Origin of the sequence: Thioclava sp. GXIMD4215 (assembly GCF_045291555.1) — a bacterium.
GTDB lineage: Bacteria > Pseudomonadota > Alphaproteobacteria > Rhodobacterales > Rhodobacteraceae > Thioclava > Thioclava litoralis.
This window is the reverse complement of record NZ_CP149516.1, coordinates 415,846-436,774: the sequence shown is the minus strand read 5'-3', so window position 1 is coordinate 436,774 and position 20,929 is coordinate 415,846. Positions and strand designations below refer to the sequence as shown.

Below are 20,929 nucleotides of genomic sequence, written 5' to 3'. Positions count from 1 at the left end.
CACGGATCTTTCCTCCTAATTCAACACTGAAATAATTGTGCTCACAATGAGCTACATTCCTTCCATGACATGGGTCAATTTATTGATAAATAACGGATACGTGATTTATGTCGCAAAAATCCCTTTTGCGGTCCATTTCGGGTTCCCTGTAGTTTTGCCCGTTTCTGCCTATAAAATAAGCAGAAAACCCGCGTCGCGCCGGTGGATTGATCAGTAAATTAAAAGAGTTAGCGGATATATATCGATGCTATTTCCTGATTGTATTTATCAGGAAATAGGGCTTTGGGACGTCCATCCGGTGGGCCGTTCGGGCGCTTTAGGGGGGTGTCCTGCGTCAGAGTGTCGCAGGTGATGCAGCGCGGCCCGCTGGCCGACAAGGGGCGCCAGTCGGGCTCGGCGATCGGGCGCGGCATGTCGGAATTGTGGAACAGGCGTCAGAGGCCGGGCGGATGTCCGGTCCGGCCAAGCGCCTTTGCCGCGGCAAGGAAATGGTTGAGAAAGACCGGCCGTTTGACGGGCAGGCTGTCGCGCAGCACGGCCTGCGTATACCCGTAGACCAGCCCTTGCCGGCGGCTTTGCAGCAGACGGGTCAACAGTGCCTTCTGGTACAGCGGCAACCGGCGGCGGGCGCGCAGATAGTGATAGACCTGCGCCTCGGTCAGGTCTTCGGCCACAAGGCCGCACACGATCGGTTTCAACACCGACATCTTGGTCAGCATGGTGGCCATATTATGGCCCAGATGGCGGCAGCGGATGGGGTGGATATTGGGGCCGCGGAACAGCGCCGCATGCACGGCATCCTCACGCTCGAACGGGTCATGGAACAGCCAGACCGCCTTGGCGCAGGCCACCTGATCGGGTGCATAGCCGTAACGCCCGCTGAAATCCCGCCGCCACGCGCCCCTGAAGCGCGGCTCCCAGCCGCCGGTGATGTCGCGATCCAGCGTGGCCTGTGGCGAGAGCGCGATGACGATGGACCCCGGCACGGCAGAGGAAAAGGCGCAGGCGGCATAGCCTGCCATGGATGTGCCGTAAAACACCACCTTGCGGAATTTTGCGAAAAACCCGCTGTCGCGCAGCTCGTCGAAAAAGTCCAGCACCGCTTGCGCGCGATACCATGTCCAGCCATGCGCGCCGATCCCCAAGGCCGACCAGCCCTGCGCGGTAATGAACTTGACGCCCCAAGGCATACGGTCCTCGGGATGCTGGCGGGCATCATCGAGATTGTCGAAGGTCACCACCAATATGTCCCCGCCTTCGACGAAAAGCGCCTTATGTTCGGCATCGAGCTGGCGGAAAAACCCCTGATCGGCACCGATGTTATTCATGGCGGACGCCCATGCGTCTTTGGCCTGCGGGGATGTCATGATGTGGTCTCCGGATCGGCGGCAACGCGAAAACTGATATGGCCTGTGGAACTGTCGGGGGTGGTTCGGGTGCGCGAATGGGTGAAATACCGCTCGCAATAGGAGGCGTGGCACAGATGCGAGCCGCCCCGTATGACACGCTCCTCGCCGCTGGCTGGCCCCTTCGGATCAAGCAGCGGTGGCATCTGCGCATGGGGCAACGGGCCGAACCAGTCGGCGCACCAGTCCCATGCATTGCCCGTCATATCATAAAGCCCGAAACCATTGGGAGGATATTGCCCGACAGGGGCCAGACCGGCAAAGCCGTCCTCGGCCCTGTCTTCGGTGGGAAAGTGACCTTGCCAGACATTATGCCCGTGCCGTCCTTCGCGCAGCGCGTCCTCTCCCCAAGGATAGGCCTTGCGGGCCAGACCACCGCGCGCGGCGCATTCCCATTCGGCCTCGAAGGGCAGGCGCAGGCCGGTGAACTGGCAAAAAGCCTGCGCGTCCTCCCATGCCACATGCACCACCGGATGATCGGGACGATCGCGCCAGTCCGAACCGGGCCCCTGTGGTGCGGCCCAGAACGCGCCCGGCACCGCGCGCCACCACGGAGCCTCTGCAGGGCCCTCGAACGGCGCGCCCTGTTCGGTGGCATACAGGTGGAAGACAAAGGACCAGCCCTCGCGCTCGGCCACTGTGACATAGCCACTCTCCGCGATGAAACGGGCGAAGTGCCGGTTGGTGACCTGCCGTGCGGCAAGGCGGAATGGCGACACCCGCACCTGTCGGGCAGGGCCGGAGAGGTCGGCGGCATATCGCGGGCTATTGGTGCCCATCTCGAACAGCCCGCCCGCAATCTCGCAGAGATCTTGCATCAGACTGGCGCGGAACGCGGCGGAGGCGTGCGGGGCCAGCGTGGCGGCGCGATGGCCGGTATGGCGGGTCAGTCCCGAACAGCAGCCGCTCATTTCGGGGCCTGTTCTATCCGGGCCCGTTCTATCCGGCGCTGTTCTATCCGGCGCTGTGCCAGAGCCGCGCGCTTGCGCGGCGGCAGGGCCTCCAGCGCGGCCTGTCGCGCCTTGACGAAAACGGGGCCTTTCTTCTCGCGCATGACCGCATCCGACCATGCCACGACCTTCGCGTGTTTTCCGGCCTTCTGTAGGCTTTGCAGCACAAGCTTCTTATAGGTCAAAGAGCTGTGCCGCGCGCGCAAAAGCCGCGCGATCCCGAGGCGGTCGGCATGTCCTTCGATGCAGGCCGAGACGATGGGCTTCAAAATTCCCATATCGCGCCAGACCGACAGCATCCCATGCCCCATAAAGGGGCATTTGACCTTTTCGACCTGCGGCCCGCGGAAAAGCGCGACATGGGCCGCATCGGCGGCGATGCGGCTGTCATAGAACATCCAGACCTTTTCTGCCGCACCGATCATATCCGGCGCAAAACCGTAGGGGCCCGAAAAATCATTGCGCCAAGCGGGACGGAAGCGCCGCTCCCAGGAGGCTTCACTGCGTGACAGGGTCGATTGCGGATTGATGGCCAGCACGGTTGCGCCGGGCGCTGCGGCGGAAAAGGCACAGGCCGCATAGCCGCCCATCGAGGTGCCGTAAAAGACCACCCGCCGGAACAGGGCAAAGAACCCGTCCTTTTTGAGCTGTTCGAAAAACGCCCAGACTGCGGGGTCGCGATACCATGTCGCGCCATGTGCCATCAGCCCCAAAGACGACCATCCCTGCGCCGAGATGAAATCCACCGCCCAAGGCAGGCGGTCCGTCTTCTGGCGCGTATCGTCGAGATTGTCGAACACGACGACCAGCGTATCGGCTTTCGGGCCGGTGGCGGGAATATAGATCGCCTTATGCAGGGGGCCTATATCCTCGAAAAAGCCGCTCTGCTCGGCCTGCGCCAATAGCGTTTGCCGCCATGCCTCGGCGCGGGCGGCTTTGTCGTTCTTGGCATCCATCGGGCTCTGTCCGCTGCTAGAAAGTCGCAATCACAGTATAAGCGTCAAGTTTTAACTTGGTAAATCTTGGAACCGAAGAAAAACTGTCGCTAGAATGCGCAAAACCGCTATTCATGACCGTTTCTTATAGAGCATCCAATGTCTGATACTGATTCCGAAGACCTCGCCGAGGATCATGCGCGCCTGCCCGAAAAACAGGCACCCGAAGAGATCCTGCCGGCATGGTATCGCGAAATCTATCCGGCGGGCGGTTGCGACGGTTTTTATGAGAAAATCGGAGATCATGCGCTGATCCATGTGGATCGTGGCCCCGAAACGCTGGTGGTGACTTTCGATAACCTGTCGGATGCGGGCTATAAGGGCTATGACATCCGCGCATGGGCCGAGAATTTCCTGCGTGACAGCGGTGTCAGCCATCTGGGCGTGGTGGCACAGGGGCCGACATGGTTTCGGGATGCGGCGCTGATTGCGCGGATGGAGGCTTTGGCCGCGCAGGGCTTTTTCCGCCGCTTCGAGCGCGTGGTCATGGCGGGCACCTCTATGGGCGGCTTTGGCGCGCTGGCCTTTGCCGATCTGGCGCCGGGCTGTGATGTGCTGGCCTTCAGCCCGCAGACCACTCTGGCGGCTGGTCTTGTACCGTGGGAGACCCGCTTTGCCCCTGGTCGTGCGCAGGATTGGACGCTGCCGCGGTCGGATGCGGCGCGGACCCTTGCGGGCGTCAACCGCATCTGGCTGGTCTATGATCCGTTTCTTGCGCCCGACCGACAGCAGGCGCTACGCCTGCCGCAAGACAGCGTGATCGCGCTGAAAGCCTTCGGGCAGGGGCATAAGACCGCGCTGGTCCTGCGCCGGATGGAGCAGTTGAAAGCGGTGATGGGCGCGGCGATTGACGGCACATTGACGCCTGCGCTGTTCTACCGGCTGACGCGGGGGCGCAAGGATCTGTATCTGTATCGCAAGGTGATGGAGGGGCATTTGTCCGATCGTGGCCATGCCGCCCGTATCCCCGCCTTCCAGCGCGCCTTCCGCCTTCGGGCGCAAAGGACGCGCCCTGCCGGTTCCGTTCCGGAAATATCCGCGCCCGAGGCGCAAAAGGAAATTGTCATGCCCGATGCTTCCCGCCCACTCCAGAATGGGCCCGCCCGCAAACCCCGCACCTTGGGCAATGTCTGGCAGCTGATCGATGACGGGCAGAGCCTGCGCTACCTGTCCGACCAATATCGCGGGCAGGTGATGGGGTTCGAGGAGCGTCACGGGGTGACCTTGGCGCAGACGCCTGATGTGGCTTTGGGTATGGCCTGCGTGGGGGCCTCGGCGGGGGTGCCGCGCCCCTTGCCCGAGCGTTTCGACTACCATATCCGCGATGAGGCCCTGTCGCAGGACAGCGCGCCCTATGGCGCCACGGCGCAGGGCGTGGCCAGCCTGTCCTCGGCCCGCGCGCGCCATCATGCGCTGCGGAATGTGATTGCTCTGTCGCAGCCGCAGGCGGGGATCACCGCGGCGGAATCCCTGCCGGAGGCGGCGATCTACCAGAGGCTGTTCCAGCGTATCGCACAGGCGAAAGAGGCTCTGGCCCCTTGGGGGAAGTCGCTGTTTATCGACCGGATCTCGCTGGATCTTCTGGCGGGCGCGCCCGAGATGCTGGAGCTGGAGGCTCAGGCCCATTATAGCGAGGTGATCCAATGGCTCAGGCCGCAGGTGGCAAGGGCTGCGGGACACTCCAGCCTGCCGCATGTGAGCCTATGCCAGAAGGCTGGCAGCCGCACCGATGGCACCTCCGAGGTGATCCTGGCCGAGGGGCGGCTGGAGATCTATGAGCCCGCTTTGGGGATTATTCTGGCCAGCCCCAGCTATATGCTGCGCTTGATGCCCGAGACGGTGGCGACGATCCTGCCCGAAGACCGGCTCTGGCTGGATGAACTTGAGGCCTGTGCTATCGAGACCGTGCAGAATGGTGGCAAATGGCACTGCCCCAGCCTGCGGCAGGTGCTGGTGGATGGCCCACGTATCTTTGCGGAATTTGCCACCCTCGGGCCGCTGGAATTTGACGAAACCCAGCCGCATCATGGCTTTACGCTCTCTGGCTGTGACAATGGCGCGCAGATCACCGCGATCGGGCTCGGGCCGCATCGCGCGGGCGGGCAGTTTGTGGTGCTGGATTGCGATCGCGTGCCAACAGGCTCCGCGCTGCATCTGGACTATGCCTTTGGCCAAAGCCTGCCGCCCGCAGGTGATGACCGCCCCGCCAATCGCGGCGCGCTGCGTGAGGTCTGGTCGCGCCCGAGCCTGCTGCAAGAGGGCCGCCATCTGCACCGCTATGCGCTGTCCTCGCGGCTGCCGGTGATGCCCAGCAATCTGCAGGTGACCCCATGAGCCGCCCCAATATCCTCTTTATCAGCCTTGATGACGCCTTCGCCTATTGGCGCTTTCGCGATGTCTTCGGTGTCAGGCTGCAGACCCCTAATCTGGACCGGATCTGCGCCCAAGGCACGGCCTTCCATCAGGCCTATTGTCAGGTGCCGGTCTGCGGGCCGTCGCGGGCCAGTTTCCTCTCGGGGCTGGCCCCGCATCAGACGGGTATCTTCGACAATTACAGCGAGATCTTCGAACTTCTGCGCCCCGACCAGATGTGGTCCTATCGGCTGAAGGCGGCGGGCTATTATTGCGCGACCGCTGGAAAGCTGCATCACGGCTATATCCCGCGCCCGCCCGAAATCCACGAGGCGCTTTATTCGCATGAGGCCCATCCCTGCCTCTTTGGTCCGCGCTCCTCGGCGCCCTCCAAGGATTACGGCGGCGGCGGGCGCGGCATCGGCACCACCGACCCGCGCGATGACAGCCGCTATTATGACCATTTCTCCTCGCAGGATGCGGTGGAGTTTCTCACCAGCTACCAAGGCCCCGCGCCCTTCTACCGCGAGGCCGGTTTCCATAACCCCCATCCGCCCTTCAAGACGCCCGCGCGCTTCAAGGAGATGTATGACGAGGACGCTTTCACCATGCCCGAAGGCTGGGAGGCACCCGATGATGCGTTTGCCAGACGGTCCTTCCCGCCCAATCTGGACCTGAAAAATGACCGCTTCTGGCGCAAGACCGTGCGCAATTACTTCTCGGCCTATAGCCATGCGGATTACCATATCGGGCGGGTCTGGGATGCGCTGCAGGCATCCGAACATGCGGGCAATACCATCACCATCATCGGCGCCGATCACGGCTATCACATGGGCGACAAAGGGCGTTTCCGCAAATATACGCTGTGGGAAGAGGCCGCAGGGGTGCCGCTGATCATCCATGACCCACGGCAGGCGCCGCAAGTGGTGGACGACCCTGTGGCGATGCTGGATGTGGGGCCGACGGTGCTGGATTACGCGGGGCTTGCGCCGATGCGCGGCGCGGCGGGGCGGTCTTTGCGCCCGCAGGTCGAGGGCGCGCAGGTCGAGGGCCGTGCCGTGCCCAGCTTCTGGTTTGGCTCGGCGGCGATTAGGCAGGGCGATCACCGCTATATCGCCTATCAGGACGGCAGCGACAGGCTGTATGACCTGCGGACGGACCCGTGGCAGATGACGGATCTGGCCGATGATCCGGCGCGTGTGCGCCTCCGCGAGACGCTGGAAGACACCTGCCGCGATTACGGGCTGAGCATGGGGGCAAGCGACGCGCCTGCGCTTTACACCTCCATCCCCGAGGGCGGCAAACCGCCCGCCACGCCGCCCACGAACGGGGTGATTTCCTTCGAGGCGCCGGACCCCGCGACCCCCGCCCATCCGGGATGGCGGCGTTATTTCATCCGCCCGCGAGCCGATATGGAGCTTACTCTGCCCGAGGCCTATCGCGAGCTATATTACGCGGGCGATATCGGGGATGGGGCCGAGACCCTGACGGTAAATTGTAACGACCTTGGCTGCCATCTGGATTTTGTTGGCGGGCATAAGCGCTTTCATCTGGTGGTGCGCGGCGGGCGCGGTGACGACCGGATCGAGACCGCGCATGAAACCCTGCATCTGACGCTTCTGGCAGGGCGCAACAGGGTCGAGGCGGGCTTCAACGATACCGAGATCCACGGCGGGTCGGGCCATGATGTGATCGACTGCCAGCGCGGCGGGAATGTTATTTATGGCGGCTCGGGCAGCCTTGAGGTCACCTGTGGCTCGGGCCATGACGTGATCCATACGGCGGCGGTGGCCACGCAGATCACCGCCGGCACAGGCCGTGCCGAGATCCACCTGACCGCGGGCCGCACCCATGTCACCCTGCCCGCAGGCCAGACGCCCGAGCAGATGGTCCTTCATGTCAAACGGACCGGATTGCCGCAGCGTATCACGGGCTATGCGGGCGGGCGGATCGACCTGTCGGATTGGGCGGGGGGGTACCGGCTGCAGGCCGAGGGGCCGGATGTGCGGCTAAGCTCTGCCACCGAAAGCCTGCTGTTTGACGCCACCACGGTGGAGCTGGTGCAGGCAGGGATCGACCGCACCCCATAGGCCCGCGTGATAGGCACCATCGCGCGTCTTGATTGGCGCGCGCGTGCGTCCCGTGCTTCCCTTGTGGCAGCAGAACAGGATCGGGAGCGCGAGGATGGAACCACGACACGGGCAGGGCCTTATCGATCAGGAGCGGCTGTGGTCCGATCTGATGACGCTGGGGGCGATTGGCGGCACGCCCGCAGGCGGGTCGATGCGCGGCGCATTAAGCCCTGCCGACCGCGAGGGGCGGGCGCTGTTTTCCCATTGGGCGATTGAGGCGGGGCTGAGCCTGCGGGCCGACCGGATCGGCAATCTCTTCGCGCGGCGCGAGGGGCGCGATCCGCAGGCGGCCCCTGTGATGATCGGCAGTCATCTGGATACCCAACTGCCGGGTGGGCGCTTTGACGGGGTGTTGGGGGTGCTGGCAGGGCTTGCGGTCTGCCGCGCGCTGGATCGGGCCGGCATTGTCACCCGCCGTCCCATCGAGGTGGTGGATTGGACCAATGAGGAAGGCGCGCGTTTCCAGCCCGGGGTGATGGGGTCGGCCGTTTATACCGGTGCGCTGGATCTGGACGAGGCGCTTGCGCGTCAGGACCCGCAGGGGATCAGCGTCGCGCAGGCCCTCCACCAGACGGGCACGGCAGGCACGGCACCTGTACCGGGCCGTATACCGCACAGCTATCTGGAACTGCATATTGAACAGGGGCCCGAGCTTGACACGCGGGGCAAGACCATCGGTATGGTCACGACCTCTTCGGCCATGTGCTCGGGCTATGCCACGATCCGTGGCGCCAATGGCCATACACAGACGCTGGCCATGTCCAGACGGCGGAACGCCTTAGCGGGGGCGGCCCGTCTGGTGCTGGCCATCGAAGAGATCGGGGCGGAGCTTGAGCCTGCGGGGATGGTCAGTGCCTCGGTGCTGGAGAACTGGCCCAATAACCGCGTCAATATTCCCCATCTCAGCACGCTGTCATGGGCGGTCGTGGGCTTTGATCCGGCCCTGCGAAACGCCGCCGTGGCCCGCATCGAGGCCGCCGCCGCCGACATCGCGCGCGAGACGGGGCTGGAGATCGAGATCGACCATCGCCATTACCGCGAGCCCTGCCACTTTGACGATGCCCTGATCGCGCGGGGGATGGCGCGGGCGGCGGCGCGTGGATTACCGGCCATGACCCTGCCCACGCTGACCGCGCATGATGCGCTCAGCTTTACCGCGCTCTGCCCGACCGCGTTGATCTTCGTGCCCTGCAAGGACGGCGTCTCGCATAGCGAGGCCGAATGGTGCCGCCCCGAAGATGCGGCCAGAGGGGCCGAGATATTGCTCGATCTTGCCTGCGAGGCGGCAGACGCCCCTTAAGCCCGTCGCAAGGCATTCCGAGGCGCCCGCTGCCTTATCCTTGGGCAAAGCCGTCTTTATGGCGGGCTTGCCTTCGGGTTGTGGGCGGTGTTCTCTTGACCGCAGGCACGGGCTGGGGCGCCTTTGATCTGTCTGGAAACCCTCCTCGGGGCGCGGGGAGGGTGCATAAAGGGGAACGGCATGAAGGATATCGGCTTTTCGCATCTGGACTGGAACCTGCTGCGCAGCTTCGTGACCATCGCGCAATCCTGCTCGATCACCGATGCGGCGCAGCGGTTGTGCCTGACGCAACCGGCGGTGTCGGGCTGCCTTAAGCGGCTGGAAGAACAGGTGGGCTACCGGCTGATCGAGCGCTCTTCGACCATGTTCGAACTGACCGAGGCCGGACGGCGGCTTCTGCACGAAGCGATCGATATTACGGCTGCGGTCTCGCGCCTGCCCGCCTCGCTGGGCGAGGCCGAGAAAGTGCTGACCGGCGAGGCCACGATCGTGCTGGCCTCGCATGTGGAAAGCCCCGAATTCGATGCCGCCCTTGCCTGTTTCCACCAGCGTCATCCGCAAGTCGGGCTGACCCTCAAGGTCGAAGCCTCGCGCGAGGGCTTGGCGATGGTGGCGGCCAAACGCGCCGATATGGCGGTCTGTGTGGTGGGCGATAGCAATCTGCAACTGGAGTATACGCTGCTCTTCCAAGAGCATTTCGGGCTTTACTGCGGCCCGAGCCATCCGCTGTTCGGGCGCGAGGATCTGTCGGTCAGCGACCTGAACGGCTTTGCCTCGGTGGGGTATCTGGCCGAAAGCAGCAACCGTGCGCTGCATGAGCTGACCGCTTTGCGCCAGCGCTGCGGGCTGAAGCCCGATCTGGTGGGCCGCTCGCATAATCTCGAAGAGATCAAGCGGATGATCATTGCCGGTTTCGGCATCGGTCCTTTGCCCGTGCATGTGGTCGAACGCGATTGTGCGGCCGGCAGGCTCTGGCGTCTGCCCCCCTTCGAGGGCACCCCGCAGGCGGGCGTCTATGTCGTGACCCAGCCCGCCGCATTGCGCACCCGCATTGCCGACGAGCTGCATCGTGTGTTTAGCGAACAGGTCGCCGCGCACCCGCCCGAAAGCCGCATTTACGGCGGCGCAGACCCCGCGCCGGAGCAGGGACGGGGCGCGCGCCCGCGCCCTCTGGCTGTATAGCGCAGACTGATAGGGTGGATCGGGCAATATAATTCGACAACGCCTGCTCCCCGTCGCAAGCTTTGTTTCGGGATGTGACCAGCGCTTTCCAAGGGCGATCCGGAAATATTCCTTCGGGTGTGCAGGCTGTCTTCGCCACAGCCGCCCCCGATATGACCCGATGATAAAGGCCGGATCACACGGCCGATCCAACAGGAAGGTCCAAACCATGATGTCTACAACTTCGCTCCGTCAGGGGGCGTTGGCGCTTTCGCTTTGTCTGGGCGCAACGACCGCATTCGCCCAAGAGACCCCCGTCGAGGGCGGGCGCCTCGATCTTGTCGTCCAGCCCGAACCGCCGAGCCTCATGATCGGCATCACCACCAATGGCCCCAGCCTGCTGGTGGCGGGGTCGATCTACGAGGGCCTGCTGAAATATGACAGCAACCTCGAACCGATGCCCTCGCTGGCCGAAAGCTGGGAGGTCACGGAAGATGCGATGACCTATACCTTCCATCTGCGGCAGGGGGTAAAATTCTCCGATGGCGAACCCTTCAGCGCCAAGGATGTGATGTTCACCTTCACCAAATTCCTGACCGAGACCAACCCGAAGTGGCGCGAGGTGATGCGCCATGTCGAGACGCTGGAATCGCCCGATGACAATACGGTCGTCTTCAAGCTGAAGGCCCCCTATGGGCCGTTCATCCGTTCGTTCAGCTATACCGTGTCCCCGATCATTCCGGCCCATCTTTATGAGGGCACGGATTTCGCGAAAAACCCCAATAACGACAAGCCCGTGGGCACCGGTCCCTTCGAGCTGAAGGAATGGAAGAAGGGCGCCTATATCGATCTGGTGAAAAATCCCGATTACTGGGCCGAAGGCAAACCGCATCTGGACGAAGTCGTCTATCACGTCGTCCCCGATGCCGCCTCCCGCGCCACCGCCTTTGAAACCCGCACCGTCTCGGTTCTGCCCGGCGGCTCGGTAGAAAACTTCGACATCCCGCGTCTGGCCAAGGAAGAGGGCGTTTGCGTCACCGAGAAGGGGTGGGAATATAACAGCCCGCTGTCCTTCCTGTGGCTGAACAACCGTACCGCCCCGATGGATAATGTGAAATTCCGTCAGGCAGTGATGTATGCGCTGAACCGCCCGCTGATGCAGAAGGTCGTCTGGAACGGCTATGGCAAGGTGGCAACCGGTCCGATCACCTCGACCATCCCCTTCTATGATGATGTCGAGCCGAAATATGACTACGACCCGAAGAAGGCCAAAGAGCTTCTGAAGGAAGTAGGCTATGATGGCGCGCCGCTGCGCCTGCTGCCGCTGCCCTATGGCGAGACATGGCAACGCTGGGCCGAGGTGGTGAAACAGAACCTTGCCGCCGTGGGCATTCCGGTCGAGATCGAATCCACCGATGTGGCGGGCTGGAACCAGAAGACCGCACAATGGGATTATGACATCGCCTTCACCTATCTCTACCAGAACGGCGATCCGGCCCTTGGTGTGGCGCGGAACTATATCTCCAGCCAGATCGTGAAGGGCAATCCCTTCGCCAATGTCGAGGGCTATTCCAACCCCGAGATCGACCAGATGTTCGACGAGGCGGCCGTGGCTTCGACAGATGCCGAACGTCAGGCGCTCTACACCAAGATCCAGACCCAGCTGCAGGAAGATGTACCGGTGGCATGGCTACAGGAACTCAGCTTCCCCGCGCTTTACGACTGCAAGGTGCATGATCTCGTCAGCACCGCAAACGGCATCGGCAACTCGCTGGGCGAGGCCTGGATCGAGAAGTAATCCCTATGTCCCGCCGCGATTTGTCCGGGCGCGATGCGCGTGCCCGGACCTTCCCCGACCAAAACGAGCCCCCCTCATGCTACGTTTCCTGATCGGGCGCGTGGTGAAGATCGTGATTATCCTCTTCGCCATTACCGTCCTGAATTTCTGTCTGATCCATATGGCCCCCGGCGATCCCGCGCTGGTGATGGCGGGCGAGGCCGGTGACGCCGACCCGCAGTTCATCGAAGACCTGCGCCGCCAGTTCGGGCTGGACCAGCCGTTCTATATCCAGCTCTGGACCTATCTGTCGCATTTCGCGCAGGGCGATCTGGGCTATTCTTACCGCCAGCAGGCCCCTGTTCTGTCGCTGATCCTGGAGCGCCTTCCGGCCACGCTGATCCTGTCGATCTCGGCCTTTGTGATCTCGCTTGGCTTGGGCGTCTTGGCCGGCGTCATCGCCGCTGCGCGTCAGGGCCGCTGGTCCGATAGCGTGATCTCGACCGTCGCGCTTTTATTCTATGCCACGCCTTTGTTCTGGATGGCGCTGATGGCGGTCTTGCTGTTTTCCGTGACCTTCGGCTGGTTTCCGGCCTTCGGCTATGAAACCGCCGCCTCCAGCTATACCGGCCTTGCCCGCGCTTGGGATATCGCCCAGCATCTGGTGCTGCCTGCGGTGACGCTGGGGCTGTTCTTCATGGCCACCTATGTGCGCATCACCCGCGCCTCGATGCTGGAGGTCAACCGGCTGGACTTTGTGAAGACCGCCCGCGCCAAGGGGCTGAAGCCCAGCGTGATCCAGCGCCGCCATGTGCTGCGCAATGCGATCCTGCCGGTGGTGACGCTGGCCGGTCTGCATGCGGGCCAGCTTGTCGGCGGCGCCGTGCTGATCGAGACGGTCTTTGCATGGCCCGGCATCGGGCGGCTGATGTTCGAGGCGCTACAAAGCCGCGATTACAACCTGCTTCTGGGGGTGTTCACCGTCTCGGCAGCGCTGGTCTTGCTGTTCAACCTGTTCACCGACCTGCTGTACCGCGTGGTCGATCCCCGTATCCGTCTGGCCTAAGGAGAGAAAGATGAAAGAATTCTGGAAAGCCTATGCCGCCAATCGCGGTGCGGTCGTCGGGCTGATCATTCTGGCCGTGGTGCTGCTTGGGTCGATCACCGCGCCCTTCTTCTTCCCCACCTCGCCTTGGGATATGGTGAATATGCCCTTCGTGGCGCCTTTTCAGGACGAGATGACACCCCTTGGCACCGACACTTTGGGCCGTGATATCGCCGCAGGGCTGGCACATGGGGCCTATGTCTCGCTGCTGGTGGGGGTGATCTCGACCGTCGTCAGCCTCGCCATCGGCATCCCGATCGGGGCGCTTGCGGGCTATTTCGGCGGCTGGGTGGATGATGTTCTGTCGCGCATCACCGAGTTCTTCCAGGTGATCCCCTCCTTTGCCTTTGCCGTGGTGCTGGTGGCGATCTTCGAGCCCTCGCTGTGGTCGATCATCACCGCCATCGCCCTTGTCAGCTGGCCGCCTGTGGCGCGTCTTCTGCGCGGCGAGGTCATGGCCCTGCGCCACCGCGAATTCATCGAGGCCGCGCAGCTTTCGGGCCAATCGGGGCTGACCATCATCCGTCGCCAGATCCTGCCCAATACGATCTCGCCAGTGATCGTTCTGGCCTCGATGATGGTGGCCACCGCCATCCTGACCGAATCCGCACTGGATTTCATGGGCTTGGGCGATCCGAACGTCATGAGCTGGGGCTATATCATCGGCGCGGGCCGCACGGTTCTGGCGCAGGCGTGGTGGGTCAGCTTCTTCCCCGGCGTGGCGATCCTGCTGACGGTTCTGGCCTTCAACCTGATCGGCGAGGGGCTGAATGACGCCCTCAACCCGCGTCTTGCGAAAAGGAGAGCGTGATGCTGGATGCAACCATGACCAAACCCGCCGTCCGTATCGAGGGGCTGAAGATCGCGCTGCCCGAAGGGGCCGATCGTCTCTATGCGGTGGACCGCGTAAGTTTCGACCTCTGGCCCGGCAAGATCCTTTGCGTGGTGGGCGAAAGCGGCTCGGGCAAGTCGATGTCGGCCAATGCGCTGATGGGGCTCTTGCCCGAGGGGCTGATGGTCAATGATGGCCGGATTCGGCTGGGCGAGGAAGATCTGGTGGGGCTTTCGGATGCCCAGATGCGTGCCCTGCGCGGCAAGCGCGTGGCGATGATCTTCCAAGAGCCGATGTCGGCGCTGAACCCGCTGATGCGGATCGAGGATCAGATCGCCGAGGTCTTCGAGGCGCATGGTCTTCTGCGTCCTGCCGAACGCCGCGCCCGTGCGCTGGATCTGCTGACCGAGGTCGGTCTGCCCGACCCTAAACGCGCAGCACGTGCCTATCCGCACCAGCTGTCGGGCGGGCAGCGCCAGCGGGTGGTGATCGCCATGGCGCTGGCCTTGGAACCCGAAGTTCTGGTGGCCGATGAGCCGACCACCGCGCTGGATGTGACCACTCAGGCGCAGATCCTCGAACTTATCCGCAACCTCCAGCAAAGCCGCAATATGGCGGTGATGTTCATCACCCATGACTTTGGCGTGGTGGCCGAGATTGCCGATTATGTGACGGTGATGAAACTGGGGCGTGTGGTCGAGGAAGGCCCCGCTGAGCGCGTGCTGCATCACCCCGAGCACCCCTATACCATCGGGCTGATCGACGCGATCCCGAAGCTGCGCGCAGGCCGTGCAGCCGCCCCCGAACGCCCGCCCTTGATGCAGGTGGAAGGCGCTTGCAAGACCTATCGCACGGGCGGCGGCATGTTCCGCAAAGCCCGCGTGGTCGAGGCGGTGAAGGATATCTCCGTGACCATCGGGCGCGGAGAAACCCTTGGGATTGTTGGTGAATCCGGGTCTGGGAAATCCTCTTTCGGGCGCTGTCTGGTCAAGCTGCAGGATCTGGACGCGGGGCGCATGCTGCTGGACGGGCAGGATATGACCCATGCCACAGGCCCCGCGTTGCAAGAGCTGCGCGCCCGCGTGCAGATGATCTTCCAAGACCCGTTCTCCTCGCTCAACCCGCGTATCCGCGTGGGTCAGGCGATTGCCGATGGCCCCATCGCCCATGGCACGCCGCCCAAACAGGCGATGGCCGAGGCCGAGGCGCTACTGGCCCGTGTCGGCCTTCCCGGATCGGCGAAACGCTTCCCGCATGAGTTCTCGGGCGGGCAGCGCCAGCGGATCGGGATTGCCCGTGCGCTTGCGCTGAAACCCGAGATTATCGTGGCCGATGAGGCGGTCTCGGCGCTGGATGTATCTATTCAGGCGCAGGTGCTGGAACTGCTGGAAGAACTCAAACGCGAGCTTGGCCTCAGCCTTGTGTTCATCACCCATGATCTGCGCGTCGCCGCCCAGATCTGTGATAGGGTGATGGTCATGCAAAAGGGCGCTTGCGTCGAAATCGGGCCGGGGGCGCAGGTGTTTGACGCACCGAAACACCCCTACACCCGCTCTTTGATCGAAGCCATTCCCGGCAAGGACTGGGATCTGGCCTTCAGCTGAAATCATATGGCGCCAAGGCGCCGAAACCAAGGACGACGAAGATGTCTCAATCGAAAACCATTGCGCCCAATTCCATCGAAGCGCGCGACATTGCCTATCAGTTCCACCCTTCGGTCGATCTGCGCCGCTATGAGGAAGAGGGCGGTCTGATCATCGACCGCGGCGAGGGCATCTATGTCTTCGACCAAGCGGGCAAGCGCTATATCGAGGGGCTTGCGGGTCTGTGGTCGGTGGCCGTGGGCTTCAATGAAAAGCGTCTGGCCGATGTGGCCTATGCGCAGATGCAGAAGCTGCCCTATTACCACAGCTTCAACTATAAGGCGCATGGGCCTTCGGTCGATCTGGCCGAGAAGCTGGTGCAGATCTCGCCCGAGCATCTGACCCGCGTGCATTTCACCTCCTCGGGGTCGGAGGCCAATGATCTGGTCGTGAAGATGATCTGGTATCGCTCGAACGCGCTGGGTCTGCCCGAGAAGAAGAAGATCATCGGCCGCGTGAAGGGCTATCACGGGGTGACGATCGCGGCGGGTTCAGTCACGGGTATTCCGGCAAACCACGGCAGTTTCGACCTGCCGCTTGACCGGATGATCCACACGCTGACGCCCGATTACCCGCGCGACCATCTGGAAGGCGAGACCGAGGAGCAATTCTCCGCCCGTATGGCCGAGGCGCTGGAAGAGCTGATCCTGAAGGAGGGCCCCGAGACTATCGCCGCCATGTTCGGCGAGCCGGTCATGGGTGCCGGCGGTGTCATCGTGCCGCCCAAGGGCTATTGGGAGGCCATTCAGGCGGTCTTGCGCAAATATGACATCCTTCTGGTGGCCGATGAGGTCATCTGCGGCTTTGGCCGGACGGGCAAGATGTTTGCCTGTGAGGTCTATGGCATCAAGCCCGATGTGATGGTGGTCTCGAAGCAGATTTCCTCGTCCTATATGCCGCTGTCGGCCATTATGATGAGCGATGATTTCTACAACCCTATCGCCGATGAAAGCCACCGTCTGGGGGTGTTTGCGCATGGCTATACCGCCTCGGGCCACCCTGTGGCCACCGCTGTGGGGCTTGAGAATATCAAGATCATCGAAGAGCGTGATCTGGTGGGCAATGCCGCCCGTCTGGAAGCCCAGTTCCTCTCGGGGCTGAGGGGGCTGGAAAGCCATCCGATGGCGCTTTGGTCGCGGGGCGTCGGGCTGATTGGCGCGCTTGAGATCAAGGGCACCGCCAAAGTGGGCGAGATGGGGCAGCTGGCGCAGGCCTGCCTGCTGGAAGAGGGTCTGATCGTGCGCGCGATTGGCGATGCGATCTGCCTCTGCCCGCCGCTGGTTATCACCGCCGAGCAGGTGGACGAGATGATCGCCGCCATCGGTCGCGCGCTGGATGCGCTGGCCGAAACCGATCTGGCACGCAGCGTTCTTGAGGAGGTTTAAGCAATGGACGTGATCGACAAGACCGATCTGGGCGAAATGAGCGCCACCGAACTGACCCGCGCTTATGCGGCCAAAGAGGCCTCGCCCGTCGAGGCGGTGCAGGCCTCGCTTGACCGCATCGCGAAATTCGATGGCGCGGTCAATGCCTTCGTCTATGTGGTGGCCGAAGAGGCGCTGGCCGAGGCGCGCGCCTCCGAGGCTCGCTGGGCCAAGGGCGCGCCGCTTTCGCCCATCGACGGGGTGCCTGCCACCATCAAGGAACTGACCCGCGTGAAGGGCATCCCCTTCCGCAAGGGCTCGGTTCTGGGCGAGAAAGAGCCATCGCCCACCGATCTGGAAATCGTCACCAAGCTACGTCAGGCTGGCACGCCGATCTTGGGCACCACCGCCTCGCCGGAATTCGGCTGGAAGGGTCTGACCCATGGGCCGGAGGGCGGCAATACGCTCAACCCGTGGAACACCGCGCGGGCCTCGGGCGGGTCCTCGGGCGGGGCGGCTGTGGCGGCTGCGCTGAATATGGGCGTGCTGCATGAAGGCTCGGACGGGGCGGGCTCGATCCGTATTCCCTCGTCCTTCTGCGGGGTCTTCGGGATCAAGCCGACCTTCGGCTGGGTGCCCTCGACCGCGCCCACGGGGCTGTTTGAACTGGCCCACCGTGGTCCGCTGACCCGTACCGTCGAAGACAGCGGGCTGTTCCTCAATGCGGTGGCGGGGCCTTCGGTGAATGCGCTTTATGGCCGCTCGCCCAAGGAGGTGCCCGATTTCGCAGCCGCCAGCCGCCGCTCGATCAAGGGGATGCGTATCGCCTATGCCCGCACGCTGGATGGTGCCCCCGTGGCCCCTGCCGTGGCCGAGGCCGTGGACCGTGCCGCCAAGGCTATGGCCGATCTGGGCGCGATTGTCGAAGAGGCCGATCCCGGCTTTGCAAGCCCGCAGCAGGCGCTTCTGGATCTGTGGTATGCAGCCCAAGCTTGGGCGGTCGAGCAGGTGAACCCGACGCCTGAGCAGATTGCCAAGATGGACCCCGGTTTCGTGTCGATCACCGAACAGGGCCGCCTGCTGAGCGCGCGCGACTTTATTGCCGCCGACCAGATCCGCGCCCAGCTGAAGGTGACCATGGCCAAGTTCCATGAACGCTATGACGCGTTGATGCTGCCCACCATGCCGCTGACCGCCTTCGAGGCAGGCGTCGATGTGCCGCCCGGTTCCGGCATGACCGAATGGACGGATTGGTCGCCCTTCACCTATCCGTTCAATATGACCGAACAGCCTGCCGTCTCGGTGAACTGCGGCTTTGATGCCGATGGCCTGCCGATCGGTCTGCAATTCGTCGGCCGCTGGTTCGAAGACGAGGTGGTTCTGGCGCTGGCGGCGGCCTATCAGGCAGCCCATCCGACGCCGTTTGTGGATGCTCCGCGCAGCTGATAGCCTCTGGCCTGTCCCGAAACGGGGCGGGCCACAGCCGGAGAGTGATATGACAAACCTGAAGGACGCGCTTGCCTTTGCAGGGCAGGGCGGTTTGGCCACCCGTTTCACCCGTATCGGCCCCGAAGAGGCGGCAGCCCTGTGCCAGCAGACCTATGGTATTTCGGGCAGGGTGAAGCGGCTTGAGACCGAAAAGGATGACACCTATCTGATCAGCGCGCCGGACGCCCGCTATATCCTGAAGATCGCCAATCCCGATGAAGCGCAAGCCGAGCTGGATCTGCAGAATGCGGTGCTTGACCATCTGGCCGTGCATTTCGCCCGCCCCGCGCCGCGGCTGATCCGTGCGATCTCGGGCGAGGGGATGCTGCGCGAGCCAACCTCGGGGCGGTTCTACCGGCTGCTCAGTTTCGTCGAAGGCACGCCTCTAGATATGATGGACGCCCGCCCCGAGACCCTACCCGAAATCGGGCGGGTATTGGGCGAATTGCGGCTGGCGCTTTCGGGCTTCACCCATCCGGCGCAAAACCGCGAGCTGGTCTGGGATGTACAGCATGTGATGCGCCTGCGGCCCTTGCTGGCCGAGGTCAGCCTGCCCCCCGAGCATCACGCGCTTGCGGGCCAGGCCTTCGCGCGGTTGGCAGAGGTCGCGCATCGTATTCCGCGGCTCGCGCGTCAGGTGGTGCACAATGACTTCTACGCCTCGAATATCGTGGCCGATCCCGAAACGGGCCGCGTGACGGGGGTCATCGATTTCGGCGATGTGGTGGAATCGGCGGTGGCGATTGATCTGGCGGTGGCGCTGATGGGGCAGATCCTGACCGATTTCACCCCCGATCAGGATATCTTCGACCCCGCCTATCCGGTGCTTGCGGGCTATCTGGAGGTTGCGCCCATCGCCAAAACAGACCTCGCCATGGTGCCCCATATGGTCATGGCGCGGGTTCTGGTGCGGGCGGTGATGACCCAATATCGCGCCGCCCTCATGCCCGAGAATGCCCCCTATATCCTACGCAAGGCCGCGCCCAGCTGGGCGCAGCTTCAATGGTTTCTGGCGCGCCCGACCGCTGAGGTCGAGGATATCCTGCGTGCCCCCCTCCGGAGTTTCTCATGAATACAGATACCCTCGACAAGCCTGTCATCGGTATGGTCAACGGGTTCGATCCGTCCAAGGCGGCAGACCTCGACCCCGCGCTGGCAGACCGCATCGACCGCCGCACCCGCCTGCTGGGCCCTGCCTATCGGCTGTTCTATCAAGAGCCCCTGACGGTTGACCGCGGCGAGGGCGCCTATCTTTATGCCCCTGATGGCAGCGATTATCTGGACGCCTATAACAATGTGGTCTCGCTGGGCCATGCCCATCCCCGCGTGGTCGAGGCGGTTTCGGCGCAGATGGGGCGGCTATGCACCCATACCCGCTATGTGCAGGACGGTATCCTTGATCTGGCCGAGGAAATGCTGCCGACATTCGGCGGGCAGATCGCGGAAAACGGCCATATGATGTTTACCTGCACGGGGTCGGAGGCCAATGATCTGGCCACCCGTATCGCCATGCATAAGACCGGCAAGCACGGGGTGATCATCACCTCCGAGGCCTATCACGGCACCTCGCATCTGACGGCGGGCTATTCGCCCTCGCTGGGCGCGAAATCGCCCCTGGGCACATGGGTGCGCCGCGTGGCCGCCCCCGATAGCTACCGCCGTGATATGGCCACTCTGGGCGCGCAGATGGCCGCCGAGGTCAAAGCCCAGATCGAGGATCTGGAGCGCCATGGCGATGGTATCGCCTGCTTCATTGCCGATAGCCTGTTTTCCTCCGATGGTATCTATTCCGACCCGAAGGGCCTTTTGGCGCCGGTGGCCGAGGTCGTGCGCGCCCATGGCGGCATCATGATCGCCGATGAGGTGCAATCGGGCTTTGGCCGCTCGGGTGAGGCGATGTGGGGCTATCAGCGTCTGGGCATCGACCCCGAGATCGTCACCATGGGCAAGCCGATGGGCAATGGCTTTCCGGTGGCAGGGATCGCCGTCCGCCATGATGTGGTCGCGCCCTTCGGGCAGGACCTGCGCTATTTCAACACCTTCGGCGGCAATACGGTGGCGATTGCGGCGGCGCGCGCGGTGTTCGACACGATCCGCGAGGATAACCTGCTGGCCAATGCCGTGCGTATGGGTGATGCCATCCGCGAGGGCCTGCGCAGCCTGAAGGACGAACGCATCGGCGATGTGCGCGGTGTGGGCCTCTATGTGGCCTGCGAGTTCGTGACCGACCACGCGGCCAAGACGGCTGATGCCGCAACAGCCACCGCCTGCGTCAATCTGATGCGCAAGAAAGGCGTGCTGATTTCCTCGACGGGGCCGGGGGCGAATATCCTGAAAATCCGCCCGCCGCTGATCTTTGATGCCTCCCATGTGGACCGGCTCCTCAGCACGGTTGAAGCCGCGCTGAAAGAGATCTGATCACAC

Annotated in this window: 15 protein-coding genes; 12 read left to right on the top strand and 3 right to left on the bottom strand. The window is 63.3% G+C overall.

From position 1 onward, the window contains the following. Positions 1-434: 434 nt before the first annotated feature. The 3 genes from WDB86_RS16340 to WDB86_RS16330 are packed head-to-tail and all read right to left on the bottom strand — an operon-like array spanning position 435 to position 3,312. Complete coding sequence (locus tag WDB86_RS16340) at positions 435-1,367, bottom strand: phosphoadenosine phosphosulfate reductase (RefSeq protein ID WP_341485781.1); 933 nt, start codon at positions 1,365-1,367, stop codon at positions 435-437. After that, positions 1,364-2,317 (bottom strand): formylglycine-generating enzyme family protein, encoded by a 954-nt coding sequence (locus WDB86_RS16335; protein ID WP_341485780.1) that lies wholly within the window; start codon positions 2,315-2,317, stop codon positions 1,364-1,366. The genes WDB86_RS16340 and WDB86_RS16335 overlap by 4 nt, the downstream gene beginning before the upstream one ends. Next, positions 2,314-3,312, bottom strand: coding sequence for a hypothetical protein (locus WDB86_RS16330; RefSeq protein WP_341485779.1), 999 nt, complete (start codon positions 3,310-3,312; stop codon positions 2,314-2,316). The genes WDB86_RS16335 and WDB86_RS16330 overlap by 4 nt, the downstream gene beginning before the upstream one ends. A gap of 138 nt (positions 3,313-3,450) precedes the next feature. Here WDB86_RS16330 and WDB86_RS16325 point away from each other — a divergent pair, with 138 nt between their 5' ends. The 12 genes from WDB86_RS16325 (at position 3,451) to WDB86_RS16270 (ending at position 20,923) form a co-directional block, all read left to right on the top strand. Next, positions 3,451-5,685 carry a hypothetical protein gene (locus tag WDB86_RS16325; protein WP_341485778.1) on the top strand — a complete coding sequence of 745 codons (2,235 nt, stop codon included), beginning with the start codon at positions 3,451-3,453 and terminating at the stop codon, positions 5,683-5,685. Next, the gene (locus tag WDB86_RS16320) at positions 5,682-7,793 is read left to right on the top strand and encodes a sulfatase-like hydrolase/transferase (RefSeq protein WP_341485777.1); all 2,112 of its coding nucleotides are present in this window, start codon (positions 5,682-5,684) and stop codon (positions 7,791-7,793) included. Before WDB86_RS16325 ends, WDB86_RS16320 begins: the two co-directional genes overlap by 4 nt. A gap of 94 nt (positions 7,794-7,887) precedes the next feature. Beyond that, complete coding sequence (locus tag WDB86_RS16315; protein WP_341485776.1) at positions 7,888-9,135, top strand: Zn-dependent hydrolase; 1,248 nt, start codon at positions 7,888-7,890, stop codon at positions 9,133-9,135. Between the two features lie 180 nt (positions 9,136-9,315). Continuing rightward, positions 9,316-10,317 (top strand): LysR family transcriptional regulator, encoded by a 1,002-nt coding sequence (locus WDB86_RS16310; protein ID WP_341485775.1) that lies wholly within the window; start codon positions 9,316-9,318, stop codon positions 10,315-10,317. A gap of 208 nt (positions 10,318-10,525) precedes the next feature. Beyond that, positions 10,526-12,094, top strand: a complete 1,569-nt coding sequence (locus WDB86_RS16305; RefSeq protein WP_341485774.1) for an ABC transporter substrate-binding protein — start codon at positions 10,526-10,528, stop codon at positions 12,092-12,094. A 76-nt stretch (positions 12,095-12,170) separates the two neighbouring features. Beyond that, positions 12,171-13,139: an ABC transporter permease gene (locus tag WDB86_RS16300; protein ID WP_341485773.1), complete on the top strand. Its 969-nt coding sequence runs from the start codon at positions 12,171-12,173 to the stop codon at positions 13,137-13,139. A gap of 10 nt (positions 13,140-13,149) precedes the next feature. After that, positions 13,150-13,989 carry an ABC transporter permease gene (locus WDB86_RS16295; RefSeq protein WP_330647055.1) on the top strand — a complete coding sequence of 280 codons (840 nt, stop codon included), beginning with the start codon at positions 13,150-13,152 and terminating at the stop codon, positions 13,987-13,989. Then, complete coding sequence (locus tag WDB86_RS16290) at positions 13,989-15,614, top strand: ABC transporter ATP-binding protein (RefSeq protein WP_341485772.1); 1,626 nt, start codon at positions 13,989-13,991, stop codon at positions 15,612-15,614. Before WDB86_RS16295 ends, WDB86_RS16290 begins: the two co-directional genes overlap by 1 nt. Positions 15,615-15,655: 41 nt before the next feature. Continuing rightward, positions 15,656-17,038 carry an aspartate aminotransferase family protein gene (locus WDB86_RS16285; RefSeq protein WP_341485771.1) on the top strand — a complete coding sequence of 461 codons (1,383 nt, stop codon included), beginning with the start codon at positions 15,656-15,658 and terminating at the stop codon, positions 17,036-17,038. Between the two features lie 3 nt (positions 17,039-17,041). Then, complete coding sequence (locus WDB86_RS16280; protein WP_341485770.1) at positions 17,042-18,463, top strand: amidase; 1,422 nt, start codon at positions 17,042-17,044, stop codon at positions 18,461-18,463. A gap of 49 nt (positions 18,464-18,512) precedes the next feature. Then, on the top strand, positions 18,513-19,577 hold the full coding sequence (locus WDB86_RS16275; protein WP_341485769.1) for a phosphotransferase: 1,065 nt from the start codon (positions 18,513-18,515) through the stop codon (positions 19,575-19,577). Further along, positions 19,574-20,923, top strand: coding sequence for an aspartate aminotransferase family protein (locus WDB86_RS16270; RefSeq protein ID WP_341485768.1), 1,350 nt, complete (start codon positions 19,574-19,576; stop codon positions 20,921-20,923). Before WDB86_RS16275 ends, WDB86_RS16270 begins: the two co-directional genes overlap by 4 nt. Positions 20,924-20,929: the final 6 nt, after the last annotated feature.